Raw genomic sequence first — 17,144 nt, forward strand, 5'->3', positions numbered from 1 at the left:
GCCCCCCAGCTTTCGACCTGTGGCTCAGGCCGGCACGGCATCCGCCACGGCATACCGCCGCACGAGGCTCAGCAGCTCCTCTTCGGAGTAGGGCTTGCCCAGATAGTGGTTGACACCGAGCTCCATCGCATGCTCGCGGTGCTTTTCAGCAATGCGCGAGGTGATCATGATGATCGGCAGCTCCCGCAGCGCGGCATCGGCGCGGATATTGCGTGCTAGGTCGAAGCCATCCATGCGCGGCATTTCGATGTCGGACAACACCACCGTCGGGCGTTCGCCCTGCAGCCGCTCCAGCGCCTGCAGCCCATCGGCGGCAAGCACCACGCGGTAGCCTTCGCGCTGCAGCAGGCGCTGGGTCACGCGGCGCACGGTAATGGAATCGTCCACCACCAGCACAAGCGGCACCTGGCTTGGTGCATTGGCCGTGGCCTGCAGCTGCGGCGGCGCATCGACGTCAGGAACGGCCGCCATGGCGGCGGCGGAGAGGTCGCGCACCTGGTCACCGTACACAGTGGCCAGTGCCACCGGGTTGTAGATCAGTACCACCGCACCCGAGGCCAGCACCGACATGCCGGCCATGCCAGGCAGGCGCGACATCTGCGGGCCGAGGTTCTTCACCACGACTTCCTGGTTGCCCAGCACTTCGTCCACGTGCAAGGCGATGCGCTGCGCCGCGCTGCGCACGATCACCACGGGATGCGTTTTGGCCGGCGGCTCGGCGCTGCGCAGCGAAGCCTGCAGCAGTGCGCCGCACCAGAAAAACGGCAAGGCATCGCCATTGAAGTCGAAATGGCCCGACTGGTATGCACGCGCAAGGTCCGCCGCCGGCACACGCCGCACGATCTCGACGACGTTGGCCGGAACACCCAGCGTCAATGCGCCAGCCCGCAGCATGACAACCTGCGTCACCGCCGTGGTCAGCGGCAGCACCATCTTGAACGAGGTGCCGCGGCCAAGCTGCGATGTGGTCTCGATGCGCCCACCGAGCGCCTGCACTTCCGAGCGCACCACGTCCATGCCGATGCCGCGACCGGCAAGGCCGGTGACCTCCGTCGCCGTGGAGAAGCCGGGCATGAAGATCATCTCGGCCGCGCTCGCGTCGTCGAGCACGGCATCGGCAGCAACCAACCCCTGCTCCACCGCCTTGTCGCGGATGCGTGCGAAATTCAGCCCTGCGCCATCGTCGCCGAACGTAACCGAAACGTCGTTGCCTTCCTGGTGGACACCCACGGTGATGGTACCGACGCCGGACTTGCCTGCGGCCTGGCGCTGCTGAGGGTCTTCAATGCCATGCACCACCGCATTGCGCAGCAAGTGCTCGAAGGCCGGCGTCATGCGGTCCAGCACACCGCGATCCATCTCGATCGAACCACCCGTTATGTCGAGCTTGATCTGCTTGCCCGTTTCCTTGGACGCCTGGCGCACCACGGCGTACAGCCGCTCGGAGATGCCCTCGAATTCGACCATGCGCGTGCGCAGCAGGTCGCGCTGCAACTCGCGGGCCTGGCGGCCTTGCGCGACGAGGTCGTCTTCGGCACCTTCCATCGTGCGCTGCAGGTTGCGTTGCACGGTCGCCACGTCGTTGACCGACTCGGCCATCATGCGCGTCAGTTCCTGCACGCGCGTGAACCGGTCGAACTCCAGCGGGTCGAAGCCGGCGGCGGAATCCTTGGCCTGGGCCAGCCGCGACTGCATCTGCGACTCGGCCTGCAGTTCGATATCGCGCAGTTGCTGGCGCAAGCGGTCCAGGTTGCCCGTGAGGTCGGTGAGCGAGCCGCGCAACTGGCCCAGGCGCGACTCCAGCCGCGACCGCGTTATCATCACCTCGCCAGCTTGGTTGACCAGCCGCTCCAGCAATTGCGAACGCACGCGCACCGACTGGCTGCCCGCGGCACGCAGCGGCGAAGGCGCCTGCATGTTGAACGTGGCTGCTGGACGGATGACCGGCATGGCGGGCGCTGGAGCCGCAGCCACAGCCGGCAGCGCTTCCACGGGCTGCTCCGGCCCGCTCTCCGGCAGAGCCTGCGCCACGGCGGGCGTTTGTGCTGCACCATCGGCTTCCGCTTCAGCCTGCGTGCTGATGGCGCGCAGCGCGTCGAAATTGGCCTGCAGCGCGTCGAAGCTCGCCAGCAGAGGCTCGACATCGGCGGAATGCACGTTTTCGGAGCCGATCTGCTCGATCGCGGATTCGAGGCGGTGCGCCATTTCGCCCAGGCGCAGCGCCCCAGCCAGGCGCGAACTGCCCTTGAGCGTATGCAGGGCGCGCAGGACCTCGCTGCGGGCGTCCGTATGATCGGGCCTATCCGCCCACTGGCGCAGCGCGCCGCCCACGTGCGGCAACAATTCGATGGCCTCTTCCTCGAAGATGGGGAAAAGGTCGGGATCGATGACGTCCATCACATCGATGTCGTCATCGATGTCGGATGTGGCAGTCACGGCGCGCGCGATGGCATCTTCCATGCGCTGGTTGGCATCGACGAAGCCCTGCGGCTGCGGGGAATGGCTGTGGGCAGGCTCCACCAAGGGGGTGCTTGTGCTTTCCACCGGTATGGCCGGCACATCCTCCTGCACGAACGGCACCTGGGCCATATGGCCCCACCCCGAATCGTTCGGGGAAAGCTCTTCCGGCGAAAGGGTGCTGCCAATCTCGGTCGCCAGGATGTCGCGCAGGCCATTGAGAACCTCCGCGTCTGCATCCTTCAGGAAGCCGGCGGCGAACTGGTGCAGCAGCCTGCGGATATCCTCAGCCGCCGCGATGAATGCGCGCGCCTGGTCCGGCTGGCCGTGGGACTGCAACTGGACGTGCTGCAGTGCATGCTCCAGCAGCCGCGCCAGATCGGACAGGGCCAGGAAGCCCACAGTCGCCGAACTGCCTGCGAGCGAATGCGCCAGTGCCATCGGGGTATCGGACAGGGGCTCGTGCAGTTCGAGCGACCATTCGGCCAGCGCCGTCTGCAAGCGCCTCGACCACTCGTCGGCCTCGTTGAGGTAGACGTTGTACAGCGGGATGCCGATGCGCAGCGGCCCGATGACCTTGACCGACACTTCCCCCGCCTCAGACGCAGCATCGAGCGGCGAAACGGCCGAGTCGTCCGGCACTACTGCAACGGGTGCTTGCGCGATCGCTGGCAATGCATCCGGCACAGGCAGTGGTTGCCCATCGAATCCACCGGGCGCAACACCGTCGCCAAGAATCGCCGTGACATCCTCGGCGAAAACGTCTGCCGGGGCGATGCCCGGCCGATCGGTGGGTACTTCATCCGCCGGCACAGACGCGAGGACCGACTCTTCGTCCGAAGAAGCTCCCTGCTCCTTTTCCAATGCGGCTTGCACATCGTTTTCGGCCAGGGCCGCCGCGAACTGGGAAAAATCGACTTCTTCTGCTTCTGCGAGCGACAGCAAGGGTTCCGCCGGCTGTTCCGCCTCCGCCGTACGGCCCACCATCTCGAGCAGAGGAGCTGCGTCCGTGGCCTCCCAGGCCATGCTTGCCGGCGCAGGCGTTTCTTCTGCGCTTGGCACCTGGGCTTCCTCGGAGGCATGGTCCAATTCAGCCAAAGGCGCAATATCCGTGGGTACCCACGGCTGGTCCTTCTCACCCCCATCCGCAGGCGCGGATTCAGCGATGGCATGTTGCTCCTCGACGGCATGGGTGCCGGCTGGAGAAATCTCGATATCGGTGATAGTGGCCACCGAGACCTCGGCCTGCGGCGTGGCCGGCGTCTGCAAGGCAACGGCGCGGCCTTCGAGACGCATGGCATCGGCCGCCGTGCGAAAGCCCTGCGCTTGCCATGCGGTGGCATTACCCGCCCCGATGTCATCGGCCCATTTGCCGAACGCCTGCAATGCGTCTTGCGACAATGCCAGCAGTTCGGGATACGCCGGCTTCTGTTGCGCCAGCCATGCATTGAGCACTTGCTCCAGGGCCCAGGCGGCTTCGCCAAATTCGGCGAGCCCCACCATGCGCGAGCTGCCCTTGAGCGTGTGGAAGGCACGGCGCAAGGTCGTTTGCTGGGTCAGGTCGCCCGGCTCGTCACGCAATGCGGCAACGGCGGACAACCCGCTTTCGACGACTTCGCGTGCTTCATCGAGGAATATCTGGAGCAGGTCGTCATCGTCGTCGCCGCCCTCATCGGCAGGCGGCGCAGCATCGACAACAGGAGCCGGCGCGGCGACCGGCCCCGCGGCAACCGGCAGCGGTACGGTCGTCAATGGCTGCAGGTGCTCGGAGTCGAGCAGGTCGCGCACGATCTCGGGCAGTTGCGGCGCCTCGAGCATGACGGCGCGCTCCTCCACGTAGACGGTCGCCGCTTCGGTGGAATCGTACGTGCGCGCACGGGTACGGCCCATCAGGATGCGCAACTCGCCTGCGTCCTCGTCATAGACGAAGAGCTTGCGCGCCAGCACGCGCTGGTAGCTCAGCATGTCGATCAGAAAGCCCAGTGCTCCCAGGCTATTGCCGAGTTTTTCGAACACTGCGTGGCGTGCCGCATCGTCGAGCGGCGGGTCGACCAGCAGGCGCTCCACGGACTCCCGCATGCGCATGACTGCCAGGGACGCCTGGTCCAGCCCCAGCACCGACAGCACGCCGCGCATCTGCGCGAGATGCCCCGGGGCCGGCATCAGCGCATCCTTGTCGGCGGGATTGCGGAAATACTGGTCCAGCGATTTTTCGGCTTCGGCCAGCGTGGCCCGCAGTTCATCGACGACGCTGCCCATGGTCTGGTGGTCGCTGATCCTGCGGTACAGCTCTTCCATCCACGGCTCCAGGGGCTCGGAATCGCCCCCCGCCGTCACGCGCTCCAGGCGCTGGGCCAAGCTGGCCGTGCGTTCAGCGATGCGGCCATCTCCGGCATCGAGATCCTCGAACGCTGCCTGCAGGTACAACACGGCGGTAGCGACCTCCATGGCAAGCGCTGGCGAAGGCGGTTCGCCCGAGCGCGTGGTCGTGTCGATGGCATGCATCAACGCGGTTGCAAGCCCCTCGCTGTCGGGCAGCAGCTTGCGCAGCGAGTCGCTGACCAGGCTGAACTGGTCCACCGCGGGCTTGAACTTGTTGCGGTCACCGCCCGCAAGCGCCGACCAGGTTTCGGTCGCGGCGGCAATGCGCTTGCGCGCCTGGACGAGGACCGCGGGGTCATAGCGTCCGAAGCGCATCACCTCGTAGTCCACGGGCGGGAACCGGTCCAGGGCGAACGTGGCCCGCACGGCATTCAGTGCCGGCGCAGGCGTGGCGGACTTGGCCTGCGCGCAAAAAAACAGCAAGTCCTGCAGCAGCCGGTCGGCGACACGCGTCTCGCCCCGAGCCAGCGCGGTGTACTGGAGCAGGACGCGCGACGCAACCCGCTTCACATAGACGTCGACGGGCACCAGGCCCAAGGCAATGGCTTCGAAGAAACCCGCGCTGATCTTCCAGAAAGTGCGAATCTGGCGCTCGGACTGCCCGCCAGCCAGCGCCAGACACATTGTGCTCAATTCGCGCGCCGCAGCGGCATCGCCGGACTTGATGGTCTGGAGCAGCGCGCGGTCCAGCCGCGTGCGCGCATCCGTGTCGTAGACGGCCGGTCTTTCAGGCAGCGCGGTATTGGGCTCGCGAAAACGACGTTCCGCGGGCCACAGGTCGGCGGGATGCACGCTCGCCCCCCCGACCAGGGCCTGGACGTCGCGGTACTGCGGGAACAGCCCCACCGGCGACACCACCTTGCCGGCCAGCACCGCCGCCAGGTATTCGCTCAAGGCGAAGCTCGCGCGCTCGATGGCATTGGCGGCCTCGTCGCTGCAGGACTCGGGGCGCTGGACGAACTTCTGCACCGCCGCCTCCATGGCCTTCAGCACAACGGCGGGCGGCTCCATGCCGACCATCTCCAGCGCCCCGCTGGCCTGGTGCAACTGCTGCCGGGCGACGCGCAGCGCGCTGGCATCCAGCGCCGCGAGGTCGGAGCCACGGGCCAGTTCGGCATCGCGTACAAAACGCCGCAGTGCCTTGACCGAACCGTCCAGGGACTTCTGCAGCTCTTCAAGAACCCATGCAAGAGGGCCGAGATCCTGGTCGCCGTGTAACCCATCGGCGGTGGGGGCGGAAGCTGCTTCGATGGATTGCATGAATTCGTCCAGTGCGGGGCCTGCTGTGGGCGATGGAAAGATGGCGGCGCGGACGGGTCAGCCGATCTTGAACCGCGCCACCGACTGGCGCAATTCTTCGGCCATGCGCGAGAGTTCGCGCACCTGCTGGGCCGTGGCGCGGGTACCTTCTCCGGTCTGCTCCGTCACGGCGAAGATGTGCTGGATGTTGTCGGCCACGCCGTTGGCGAGCGAGGCTTCGCGCGAGGCGGAATTCGAAATCTGCTGAATCAGCTCGGCCAGCCGGCGCGACACGCTGTCGATCTCGGTCAGCGCGGTGCCGGCGCTGTCGGACAGGCGCGCCCCTTCGACCACGCCCTGCGTGGAGCGCTCCATGGCGGCCACCGCATCCTGCGTATCGGTCTGAATGGCCTTCACCAGTGCCGAGATCTGGCGCGTGGCGTCGGCGGAGCGCTCCGCCAAGCGCTGCACTTCTTCGGCCACCACCGAGAACCCGCGCCCCGCTTCGCCCGCGGACGCAGCCTGGATGGCGGCGTTGAGCGCCAGCACGTTCGTCTGCTCGGTAATGTCGGAAATCAGCTCGGTGATTTCACCGATCTCCTGCGACGACTCGCCCAGTCGCTTGATGCGCTTGGAGGTGTCCTGGATCTGGTCGCGGATGGAGTTCATGCCGCCGATGGCGTTCTGCACCGCCTGCAGCCCCGACTCTGCCGCCTGGAGTGACTGGCGCGCCACCGAAGCGGATTCCTGCGCCTGCGAGGAGACCGCGTTGATGCGCGATGCCATGTCGAGCACCGAACGCCCGGTTTCGCGGATCTCGCGCAATTGCTCGGTGGATGCCGCCAGCAGTTCGGTGGAGGTACTGTCCACCTGGCTCGTCGTCTGCGCCACCTGGGTCGCCGTGTTCTGCACGCTGCCCACGAGCATGCGCAGTTCTTCCACCGTGTAGTTCACCGAGTCGGCGATGGCGCCGGTGATGTCCTCGGTCACGGTGGCTTCCTGCGTCAGATCGCCTTCAGCCACTGCCTGCAGTTCGTTCATGAGGCGCAGAATGGCCGCCTGGTTGGCGTCGTTGACACGCTTGGCCTCCTGCTCCTGCCGCTGGGCTTCCTGCTGCTGCACTTCGGCCGCGCTCTGGCGGTTGCGGCTATCGAGAAGCTGGACGCGCGAAACCCCGATACCGCACAGCAGCACGAGCAGCGCGGGCACCACCAGCGCCAGGACCGAAACCGAGTCCAGACCGGACTGCGACGACAGCCGGCCCTGCAGGTCTTCCAGGCCCCGGCGCAGCGGCTCGCTGTCGGCCAGGATAGACGCCTGCGCCTCGCGCGCCGACACCAGCCCCTGCAGGTTGCCCAGAATGGCGCTGGCCTGGTTGCGCGTTTGCTCGTAGAGCTGGATTAGCGCATCGATCTGCTCGCGCGTCTGCGGGTCGCGCGATGCGCTCAGGCGCAGCTCGGTGCTGCCGTCCAGCAAGCCCTGGCTGATTTCCTTGAAGGAGTTCAAGTCCTTGCCAAGCAGGAACACGGCCTCGGGGCTCACGCCCTCGGCCGTCTGAAATTCGTTGGCCGACTTGCCGATGCGCTGCGTCAGCATCACCAGTTGCCCCGCGGCGGAGAGTTCGTTGGCTGGCGCATTCTGCTGCAGCTTGAGCGAGGAGATGGTCTCGGCGATCTCCAGCAGGTCGGAAGACTGCCGGTTGATGGTGCGCAAGGCATCGCCCACCTGCGTCAGGATCTTCTGCTGGCCCATCACGATGCCTGCATTGCGCGCCGCGCGCTCGACCAGCGGCGTGACATTGGACAGATCACCCCGGTACCCCTCGCCCAGCGCATCCACCCCCATCTGGGCATCGCCGCTGTTGAGCGCATGCACGGTGCGGTTGAGCACGTCGGCACTGTCGCGCACGTCAGGGAAGGCATCGGGGCTGCCGAGCAACGCCTGCGAGACCGACTTGGCAAGCCGCTGCGACTGCATCAGCGCCTGGCCCGTGGCGGTCAGTTGCTGCGCCACCTTGTTCGATTGCTGCAGCACCCACACGGCGACGATGGCAAGCACGACGAGGCCGATCCCGAGCAGGGTCAGCAGCACGCGCTGGTGGCGCGCCACCGTGCCCCGTCCGAGCACCGGGAGTGTGATCACGTCGACCTGCTGCGCCCCCCCCTCATCGGCAGCGTCGGAAAGGCGGCTTTCCGGAAAGCCCTGGACGCTGTTGAGCGCTTCGGCCTGCAGCGCCTCGCGCGTCTGCGTGCTTTCCATCGCGGCGGTGGAAAGCGGATCCTGCGGCTCGCCGGATTCGACGCTCACGTCGATTACGCCGGGATATGCGTCGGACGCTTCAGCGCGTTTGCGGGCAAATAGTTTTCCGAGATAGTCTGCGACGGACATGGTTGGCGCTGCCTTAAAAGATGGACTTCAAGCACTGATGCTCAGGAACACGGGGTCTTGGGCGAGTTTTTGCAGGCTGATCTCTTGCCAACGCGCGCCATCCGAAGCGGTGTAGACCGCCCCGAAATATGCCGGAGCGCCAGCCGCGGGGGCTTGCGAGGCAGTGAACGCATCCGCGCTGCGCAGCCCCACCAGTCGGTCGATCAGCAGCGCGGCATTGATGTCCAGAGCGGCATTGAATACCAGCAGGCTGGCGTCGGCGAGGGCAAGCTCGGAGCGTGGGGCGGGCGCCGCGCCGCCGTGGGCGATCAGCCCCGCGAGGTCGACGATGCCGTAGAGACCGCCGCGCAGGTTGGCCACGCCCATGAACCACTGGCTGGTATACGGCACGGCCTGGACATGCGTCCACGGAAAAATTTCGCCGGCCTGGCCCAGCGGCAGAAGATACGGATGGCCGCCGGCCTCCACAGCCAGCCAGGAGACGGCCACGCCCTCGTCCCTGGCAGTCTGCAAACGGCTGGCAAGCCGGGCCTGCAGTTCTCGAAGGGCTTCACGATTGGCCATGGATGGTGGGCGGCTTTCAGCTCAGCGCGTTGATGGTGGCCTTGAGTTCCGCCGCGTCCACCGGTTTGGTGATGTACGCGCGTGCCCCCTGGCGCATGCCCCAGACACGGTCGGTTTCCTGGTTCTTGCTCGTGCACATGATGATGGGCACGTCGGCGTACAGCGGGTCGCGCGAAATGGCGCGCGTGAGCTGGAAGCCGTTCTGGCCTGGCATCACCACGTCCATCAGGATCAGGTCCGGCTTTTCCTCGGCCAGGCGCTTGAACGCGTCTTCGGCGTTTTCGGCGGTACGCACCTGCATGCCGTTCTTTTGCAGCAGGTCGGTGAGGAACATCAGTTCGGTCTTCGAATCGTCGACGATCAATACCTTTTGGATGGGCATTACATCGCTCCTTGGCTAGTGTGGTGGGCGCCGAACTGCTGCACGGCCTGCAGCAGTTGGTCCTTGGTGAATGGTTTGGTGAGGTAATCCTGACAGCCGACCATGCGCCCGCGGGCCTTGTCGAATACACCGTCTTTCGATGACAGCATCACGACCGGCGTGGCAGAGAAGCGCGCGTTGCGCTTGATGATGGCGCAAGTCTGGTAGCCGTCGAGCTTGGGCATGAGGATGTCACAGAAAATCAGCTCGGGCTGGTAGTCGTTGACCTTGGCGAGCGCGTCGAAGCCATCGTCGGCCAGCAGCACTTCATGGCCGCCTTGCTTGAGGAAGATCTCGGCGCTGCGCCGGATCGTGTTGCTGTCGTCCACGACGAGGACCTTGTAACTTGTACCCAATTGACACCGCTCCCGGTAGCTGTTGTGTAGCGTATATGGCGCACTGCGGGCAGGGGCCGCAGCTCTCAGATCTGGACCATCTCGAAATCTTCCTTGCGGGCGCCGCATTCCGGACAGGTCCAGTTCATCGGCACGTCCTCCCATCGTGTTCCAGGTGCGACACCGTGGTCGGGGTCGCCGGCAGCTTCGTCATAAATCCACCCGCAGATCAAGCACATCCAAGTTTTTGCGTCCGTCACAGCTTAAGGGGCCTTCGAATAGAATGCAACGATTGTATCGAGTCCATACCCGTGCAAGCGCACAACCTGTGCCTGACTCCGGGCCACTCCCTGCCGCACGGCCTATCATGCAAGGCCCATGGCTGCATCCCCCCCCTTTCCTTCTTTCGACATTCCCGCTGAAGACGACGGCGAAACGGAAGGCTCCTTCTGCGTCGTCGTGTTCAACGCCAACGACCCGAGCGGCGCCGGCGGCACCGCGGCGGACATCAGCGCCATCGCGTCGGTCGGTGGCCATGCGACGCCCGTGGTGACCGGCGCATACGCGCGCGACACCACGCGGATCTTCGACCACTTCAGCTTCGACGAAGACGCCGTGACCGAGCAGGCGCGCACGGTGCTGGAAGACATCTCCGTGCAGATATTCAAGGTCGGCTTCGTGGGCAGCGCGGAGAACGTCAGCGTGATCGCCGAGATCACGGCCGACTACGCCGACGTGCCCGTGGTCAGCTACATGCCCGACCTGTCCTGGTGGCAGGAAGACCAGATCGAGCAGTACCTCGACGCCTTCCGCGAACTCATGCTGCCGCAGACGACGGTGTTGGTCGGCAACCACAGCACGCTGTGGCGCTGGCTGCTTCCCGACTGGAGCAGCCAGCGCAGCCCCACGGCGCGCGACATCGCCCGCGCCGCCGCCGAGATGGGCGTGCCCTACACGCTGGTCACCGGCATTCCGCTGCCCGAGCAGTTCGTCGAGAACGTCCTCGCCTCGCCCCAGGCCGTGCTGGCGACGGTCAAGTTCGAGCTGTTCGACGCGGTGTTCTCCGGCGCCGGCGACACGCTGTCGGCCACGCTGGCGGCGCTGCTGGCCAGCGGCGACGACCTGGGCGAAGCGGTGGGCGAGGCGCTCGCCTACCTCGACCGCTGCCTGGCCGGAGGCTTTCGCCCCGGCATGGGCAGCGCCGTGCCCGACCGCATGTTCTGGGCCCAGCCCGACGAGGATGCACGCCCCAGCAACGACCAGCCCCCCGACGACGCCTCTGTCATCGAGGGCTTCGTGATGCCTTCCCATGACACCAAGCACTGACCTGAACATCCCCCTCTTCGAGCGCGCCAAGGCCCGCATACCCGGCGGCGTCAACTCGCCCGTGCGCGCCTTCCGCGCCGTGGGCGGCACGCCGCGCTTCGTGCAGCGCGCGCACGGCGCCTACTTCTGGGACGCCAACGGCCAGCGCTTCATCGACTACATCGGCTCCTGGGGCCCGATGATCCTGGGCCACGGCCATCCCGCAGTGCTGGACGCGGTGCAGAAAGCCGCCGTCGACGGCTTCTCGTTCGGCGCGCCGACCGAGCGCGAGGTCGAGCTGGCCGAGGAAATCGCCGACCTGCTGCCCTCCATCGACATGGTGCGCCTGGTCAGCTCCGGCACCGAGGCCGGCATGAGCGCCATCCGTCTGGCGCGCGGTGCCACGGGCCGCAGCAGGATCATCAAGTTCGAGGGCTGCTACCACGGCCACGCCGACGCCCTGCTGGTCAAGGCCGGCTCGGGCCTGGCGACCTTCGGCAACCCCACGTCCGCCGGCGTGCCGCCCGAGGTGGTGCGGCATACGCTGGTGCTCGAATACAACAACCTCGCGCAGCTCGACGAGGCCTTCGCGCTGCACGGCGCCGACATCGCCGGCCTGATCATCGAGCCCATCGCCGGCAACATGAACTTCGTGCGCGCGAGCCAGCCCTTCATCGACCGCTGCCGCGAACTCTGCACGCGCCACGGCGCGCTGTTCATCGCAGACGAGGTGATGACGGGCTTTCGCGTCGGGCTGCAGTGCGCCCAGGGCCTGCTGAACGTGAAACCCGACATCACCGTGCTCGGCAAGGTGATCGGCGGCGGCATGCCGCTGGCGGCCTTCGGCGGGCGGCGCGACGTGATGGAGCAGCTCGCCCCCCTGGGCCCGGTGTACCAGGCCGGCACGCTCTCGGGCAACCCGGTGGCCACGGCCTGCGGGCTGGCGACGCTGCGCGAGATCCGCAAGCCCGGCTTCTTCACGGCGCTGGCCGCGCGCACGCGCGCCCTGGTCGATGGCCTGCACAGCGCCGCGCGCGAGGCCGGCGTGCCCTTCGCCGCCGACAGCGAGGGCGGCATGTTCGGCTTCTTCCTCCTCGATGCGCTGCCGCAGAACTACCCGGCGGTGATGCAAAGCAACGGCGCCGCATTCAACACGCTGTTCCACGGCCTGCTGGAGCGCGGCGTGTACATCGCCCCGGCGCTCTACGAAGCCGGCTTCGTGAGCGCCGCGCACAGCGAGGACGACATCGGCGCCACCGTGCAGGCGGCGCGCGAAGCGTTCCGGCTGATCGGCCGCTAGTGCAGTGCTCGATGCTTGGCGGCACCAATAAAAAAGGGATGCGTTTCGGCGCTGGGCAAGGCGCAAACCACAGCGATCACAGCGATAGCCGTCGCTATCGCGAGGATTTGCAACGCCGCCATGCGGCAAAAGGCGCGGTTTTATGTGCTGCCTGATGTGGAAGAACACTGCACCCCGGCACGGCATGCATGCGCCCAGCGCGCATACATACTCCCCCACCATCAAGCCTGCAGCGCAGATTTTTCCTGCGGAGTAGTAACATACTCCCAGGGAGTATGTGTTTGACGCCTACCGCATCACGCCCGTGTGCCCGAGCGGATACGACCCGGCTGCGGCCATACCGCCAGCCCGTGCGGCCCGGCGCCCACGGCGATCCTGGCCACCGCGCCGGTGGCGGTGTCGAACACATAGGCCACGGCGTCGAAGTGCCGATGGGGATGAGCGCGGTGGTGGCTGCCCGCGGCCACGGCGTCGCGCAGCTCGGGCCGCGTCAAGCCCTCGATCCACACGCCCTGGGCATGGACCGCGCCGGCCCCAGGCACAGCGCGGCGTACAGCAGCAATGCCGGCGCGGCAAACCGTCCGGGGGCACGCCATGGCGGGAAACTCAGGCAAGAAGTTGTACCCGCTTCTGCGGCGGACCACGGCTTGGGCGCGCACCGGCACGCGGGGCTCCTCGGTGCCGCCTCAAACTTCGCGCTGGCGCAGGCTGCTGGATACCGCCGCCGCGGCGGCGCAGGCCGCCGCCAGCCCCAGCGCCACGAACGGCCCGTGCCCGTCCGTGGGCGGCCAGACGCTGAAGATGATGGCCACGAGCACCGCGCCCAGCGTCTGCCCCGTGAGCCGCGCCGTGCCCAGCATGCCGCTGGCGCCGCCGCTGCGGTGCGCGGGCGCGGAGGTCACGATGATGTGGTTGTTGGGCGACTGGAACAGCCCGAAGCCGATGCCGCACAGCGCCATGCGCCATGCGATATCGGCATCGCTGGGCTGGGCCGGCAGCGCCGCCAGCAGCGCCAGTCCGCTGGCCAGCAGCGCCAGCCCCGCGCCGCCGAGCAGCCCGCCCGGGTAGCGGCCGATGAGCCGCCCGGCCAGCGGCGCCACCGCCACGATGGCCAGCGGCCAGGCCGTGATGAGCAGACCCGCCTCCAGGTGCGAGCGCCCCAGCCCGCCCAGCAGCAGGAACGGCAGCGCGATGTAGGCCAGCATCTGCGCGCAGAACGCGCCGACCGAGGTACACATCGACAGCGCGAACACCGGGATGCGCAGCAGGTCGAGCGGGAACAGCGGCGGGCTCTGGCGCAGTTGCCGCCGCACGTACGCCACGCCTACCAGCAGGCCCGCGGCGATCTCCGCCAGCGGCACCCACAGCGGCCCACGCGGCGCGCCGGCCAGATCGGCGCGCGTGCCCAGGCTGTCCACGCCCAGGAACACCAGCCCGAACATCAGCGCGTTGAGCACCACGTCCAGCCCAACGATGCGCACCCCGCCCGGCGCGCGCCACGGGTTGGCCGGCAGGGCGCGGCGGCCCAGCCACAGCACGAACAGGCCCAGCGGCACATTGATGGCGAACAGCCACGGCCACGAGGCCGCCGCCAGGATGACCGCCGCCAGCGTGGGCCCGGCCACCGACGAGGTGGCCACGACCATCGAGTTGAGCGCGATGCCGCGCCCGAGCAGGCGCCTGGGGAAGACCAGCCGCACGATGGCCGTGTTCACGCTCATGAGCCCCGCCGCGCCCAGCCCCTGTAGCACGCGCATGGCCACCAGCAGCGGCAGCGAGCCCGCGAGCGCGCAGCCCAGCGAAGCCAGCGTGAACAGCGCCGTGCCCCACAGGTACACGCGCCGGTAGCCCACCAGATCGCCCAGCGTGGCCAGCGGCAGCAGCAAGCCCAGTACCGCGAGCTGGTAGGCGTTGACGACCCAGATCGCGCCCGCGGGCGAGGCCTGCAGCTCCTCGCCGATGGCCGGCAGCGCCAGGTTGACGATGGTGCCATCCAGCACCGCCATGGCGATGCCCAGCATGATCACCATGACCGCGCGGTTGCGCTGCGGCTGCTCCAGCCCGTCGTGCAGCGGCGCCGCCCCGCCGCCGGGTGCTCTGCCCTCTTCCGTGCGCCTCATGGCGTGCATTCCGCACCCACGCAGGCCGGGCGGCGGCGCCCCAGCGTGAGCCAGGTCAGCCGCCAGACGCCCAGCGCGCAGCCCACGCGGCCGCGCGCGAACAGCGCCAGCCCCGCATAGAGCAGCGGCTTGCGGCCCCCATGTCGGAGGCCGGACCGCAGAAGAGCCGCCCGAGGCCAAACGACACGAAGAAGACCATGAGGCTCATCCGAACCGCGCCCGGATCGACCCCCCAGGCTGCGCCCGATGGCCGGCAGCGCGGGCAGGTACATCTCGATGGCGAACGGGCCGATGGCCGAGAGCAGGCCCAGCAGCAGGGCCATGCGGAGGATGGGGAAGGTCATGAGGCGCTTGGGGAGGATGACACACGGAGCGAGGCCCGTGCGCAGGCCCCGCGAAGCCCTCCATTGTCGCGAAGGCGGCGACTCTCTGCACAGGCGTGACTGATGGAGTGAGAGACTGCCCGGGCCTGTTTTGCATAAGTCATGGAAAAACGAGGTGGTGTGGGCATGCCGGTGGTTCTAGTTATTGATTGCAATAACAAACGACAGTATTATGATGCCTGCTTTGCTTTGCGGGGGGGTGTCATGCCACGGGTTGCAGTCGCGTTGTCGTGTACAGCAGAAGTCATGGGCGAGCTCGAGAGGCTGGCGCGCAGCCGAAGCGGCGAAGTGCGCCTGGCCGAGCGGGCGCGCATTGTTCTGGCTTGCCTTCGCGGCAAGCGCAACGACCAGGTTGCCCGCGAGATCGGGGTGCGGCCGAACACGGTTGGCCAGTGGCGCCGACGTTTTGCTGAACACGGCCTGGCGGGACTTCGCGATCAACCCCGGCCCGGCAAGCCAGCCAAGTACGGCGCCGCGTTGCGCGACCGAATCCTGGCGCAGCTTGAGTTGCCGCCGCCAGCGGGCCTGGCGAGCTGGGATGGCGGCTCGTTGGCGCAGGCGCTGGGCGTGTCCGACGATGCCGTGTGGCGCGCGCTGCGCAAGGAAGGTATCCAGTTGCGGCGCCACCGCACCTGGTGCGTCAGCACCGACCCCGAGTTCGCCGCCAAGGCCGCCGACGTGATCGGGCTGTACCTGAACCCGCCGCACAACGCCTTGGTGCTCAGCGTCGACGAGAAGCCCTCGATTCAGGCGCTCGAGCGTACTCGGGGCTATGTGCAGACCAGCAGCGGCAAGATCGTCCAAGGATTGAAGAGCACCTACAAGCGCCATGGCACGGTCAACCTGTTCGCTGCGCTGGAGGTCGCCACCGGCGTCATTCGCGGCAAGACGACGCAGACCAAGAAACGAGCGGATTTCCAGGCCTTCATGGACGAGGTGGTTGCCGAGCAGCCGGCTGACCGGCAGATCCACGTCATCCTGGACAACCTGAACACCCACAAGAAGAACGACGACTGGCTCGCTGCGCATCCGAACGTCACCTTTCACTTCACGCCCACCAGCGCGAGCTGGCTCAATCAGGTCGAGATCTGGTTCGGCATCTTCCAGCGCAAGACGCTGAACAATGCAAGCTTCTCAAGCGTCGAACAACTCACTCAGGCCATCCATGACTTCACCGCTGCATACAACGACAAGGCCACCCCCTTCGTGTGGCGCAAGCGCGAGGTTCGGGGAACCCAGCTTAGAAACACTATCGTTGATTTATGAAATTAAACACTAGTGCCGTGTGACTTTGCCGCCCGCACAGGAATGGTGGCTGCGGTTTGCGGGCAAGCGGGCCTGTGAGGGCCCGGAAAGACAAAAGCCGTGGCGCATCCAGCATCACGGCTTTTGATAGTTGTTTTGATATTGGCTTGCTGATTGGCGGCCGGTAAAATTCCAGCATTTCCCTTAAAAATCAACAACTTATCAAAACAGTTCTGGCGGAGAGGATGGGATTCCTTGTAAGTCTTTGATTTGCCACCTTGCAATGACGACATGACCATCGTGCCTCAGTGCGCAGTTTTTGAACCTGGAAACGGCAATTGGATGCGCCTGCCAGTGCCGTGATCGGGGTGCCAGGCAAGACGCGACGACGCGGCGGGCTACTACTGCCCGCAAGGAGGAGCAACGCCGCATGGCGCCCCGAGCGCGGTGCTGGCAGGTGCATAGCGCTCTCACCCCCACGAGGTGAACGCCATCGAAGCCGTCAACGCTCGATTTCATGCGGCCTGGCAAGGGATACACAGCGGTCAACTGCTGTTTCCAGGTTGAATGGCCTTGAATCTCGGGCTCGCCGACGAGACACGGCCATGCTCTCGTTCGACCTTCCTCTTGGAGCAAGAGGCTGCGCAGGGCCCCGGCGCAAATACCGGATAAGCAACTATTTGCGATTAACCGGTTATTACGGTAATATACTTTTACTTCTAATAGCGGTAAGTCATGTCCAACAGAATCCAGCCCATTGCCACCGCCCCTCAACTGGGGGCCCTACTGCAAGGCACACGCAAGAGCCGTAAGCTCACGCAGGCGCAACTCGGGGCACGAATGGGTCTGAGCCAAAAGCGTGTGTCTGAGCTGGAGCTCGCGCCAGGCTCATTGAGTGTGGACCAACTCCTGGACATCTGTAACCAGCTGGGACTGCAGCTGAGTATTCAGCCACGCGACGAAGAGCAGCAGGCTACCAATTCCCAGCAGGCGGACTGGTAAGTC

Annotated in this window: 13 protein-coding genes and 1 pseudogene; 5 read left to right on the forward strand and 9 right to left on the reverse strand. The window is 66.6% G+C overall.

The window, feature by feature from the left end; translation table 11 throughout:
• Positions 1-24: 24 nt before the first annotated feature.
• From PY257_RS06585 to PY257_RS06610, 6 genes are all read right to left on the reverse strand, one after another.
• Complete coding sequence (locus PY257_RS06585; RefSeq protein WP_275740142.1) at positions 25-6,099, reverse strand: hybrid sensor histidine kinase/response regulator; 6,075 nt, start codon at positions 6,097-6,099, stop codon at positions 25-27.
• 57 nt (positions 6,100-6,156) lie between these two features.
• Positions 6,157-8,466 carry a methyl-accepting chemotaxis protein gene (locus PY257_RS06590; RefSeq protein ID WP_275740144.1) on the reverse strand — a complete coding sequence of 770 codons (2,310 nt, stop codon included), beginning with the start codon at positions 8,464-8,466 and terminating at the stop codon, positions 6,157-6,159.
• Between the two features lie 27 nt (positions 8,467-8,493).
• On the reverse strand, positions 8,494-9,030 hold the full coding sequence (locus tag PY257_RS06595) for a chemotaxis protein CheW (protein ID WP_275740146.1): 537 nt from the start codon (positions 9,028-9,030) through the stop codon (positions 8,494-8,496).
• Positions 9,031-9,046: 16 nt separating this feature from the next.
• Complete coding sequence (locus PY257_RS06600) at positions 9,047-9,412, reverse strand: response regulator (RefSeq protein WP_275740147.1); 366 nt, start codon at positions 9,410-9,412, stop codon at positions 9,047-9,049.
• Positions 9,412-9,807: a response regulator gene (locus PY257_RS06605; RefSeq protein WP_275740148.1), complete on the reverse strand. Its 396-nt coding sequence runs from the start codon at positions 9,805-9,807 to the stop codon at positions 9,412-9,414. The genes PY257_RS06600 and PY257_RS06605 overlap by 1 nt, the downstream gene beginning before the upstream one ends.
• 65 nt (positions 9,808-9,872) lie before the next feature.
• Positions 9,873-10,046 (reverse strand): rubredoxin, encoded by a 174-nt coding sequence (locus PY257_RS06610; protein WP_275740150.1) that lies wholly within the window; start codon positions 10,044-10,046, stop codon positions 9,873-9,875.
• Between the two features lie 118 nt (positions 10,047-10,164).
• Here PY257_RS06610 and thiD point away from each other — a divergent pair, with 118 nt between their 5' ends.
• From thiD to PY257_RS06625, 3 genes are read left to right on the forward strand one after another with little or no spacing between them, the layout of a single operon-like run.
• Positions 10,165-11,112, forward strand: coding sequence for a bifunctional hydroxymethylpyrimidine kinase/phosphomethylpyrimidine kinase (gene thiD, locus PY257_RS06615; protein ID WP_275740153.1), 948 nt, complete (start codon positions 10,165-10,167; stop codon positions 11,110-11,112).
• Positions 11,096-12,391, forward strand: a complete 1,296-nt coding sequence (gene hemL / locus PY257_RS06620; protein WP_275740155.1) for a glutamate-1-semialdehyde 2,1-aminomutase — start codon at positions 11,096-11,098, stop codon at positions 12,389-12,391. The genes thiD and hemL overlap by 17 nt, the downstream gene beginning before the upstream one ends.
• An 11-nt stretch (positions 12,392-12,402) precedes the next feature.
• Positions 12,403-12,546, forward strand: coding sequence for a hypothetical protein (locus tag PY257_RS06625; RefSeq protein WP_275740157.1), 144 nt, complete (start codon positions 12,403-12,405; stop codon positions 12,544-12,546).
• Positions 12,547-12,687: 141 nt separating this feature from the next.
• On the opposite strand, the gene PY257_RS06630 is transcribed toward PY257_RS06625, so the two are convergent.
• The 3 genes and pseudogenes from PY257_RS06630 to PY257_RS06640 form a co-directional block, all read right to left on the reverse strand.
• The gene (locus PY257_RS06630; protein ID WP_275740225.1) at positions 12,688-12,933 is read right to left on the reverse strand and encodes a hypothetical protein; all 246 of its coding nucleotides are present in this window, start codon (positions 12,931-12,933) and stop codon (positions 12,688-12,690) included.
• 144 nt (positions 12,934-13,077) lie between these two features.
• Positions 13,078-14,511: an MFS transporter gene (locus tag PY257_RS06635; protein WP_275740159.1), complete on the reverse strand. Its 1,434-nt coding sequence runs from the start codon at positions 14,509-14,511 to the stop codon at positions 13,078-13,080.
• A 71-nt stretch (positions 14,512-14,582) separates the two neighbouring features.
• A pseudogene (locus PY257_RS06640) lies at positions 14,583-14,834 on the reverse strand (MFS transporter); the annotation flags it as partial.
• A 264-nt stretch (positions 14,835-15,098) separates the two neighbouring features.
• Here PY257_RS06640 and PY257_RS06645 point away from each other — a divergent pair.
• Together PY257_RS06645 and PY257_RS06650 are read left to right on the forward strand one after the other, a co-directional pair.
• Positions 15,099-16,160 carry an IS630 family transposase gene (locus PY257_RS06645; RefSeq protein WP_275740223.1) on the forward strand — a complete coding sequence of 354 codons (1,062 nt, stop codon included), beginning with the start codon at positions 15,099-15,101 and terminating at the stop codon, positions 16,158-16,160.
• A gap of 714 nt (positions 16,161-16,874) precedes the next feature.
• Entirely contained in the window at positions 16,875-17,141 is a 267-nt protein-coding gene (locus PY257_RS06650) for a helix-turn-helix domain-containing protein (RefSeq protein WP_275740161.1), read from the forward strand.
• The last annotated feature ends 3 nt before the right edge of the window (positions 17,142-17,144 follow it).

The organism is Curvibacter soli, assembly GCF_029211125.1.
GTDB classification, from domain to species: domain Bacteria; phylum Pseudomonadota; class Gammaproteobacteria; order Burkholderiales; family Burkholderiaceae_C; genus Curvibacter_A; species Curvibacter_A soli.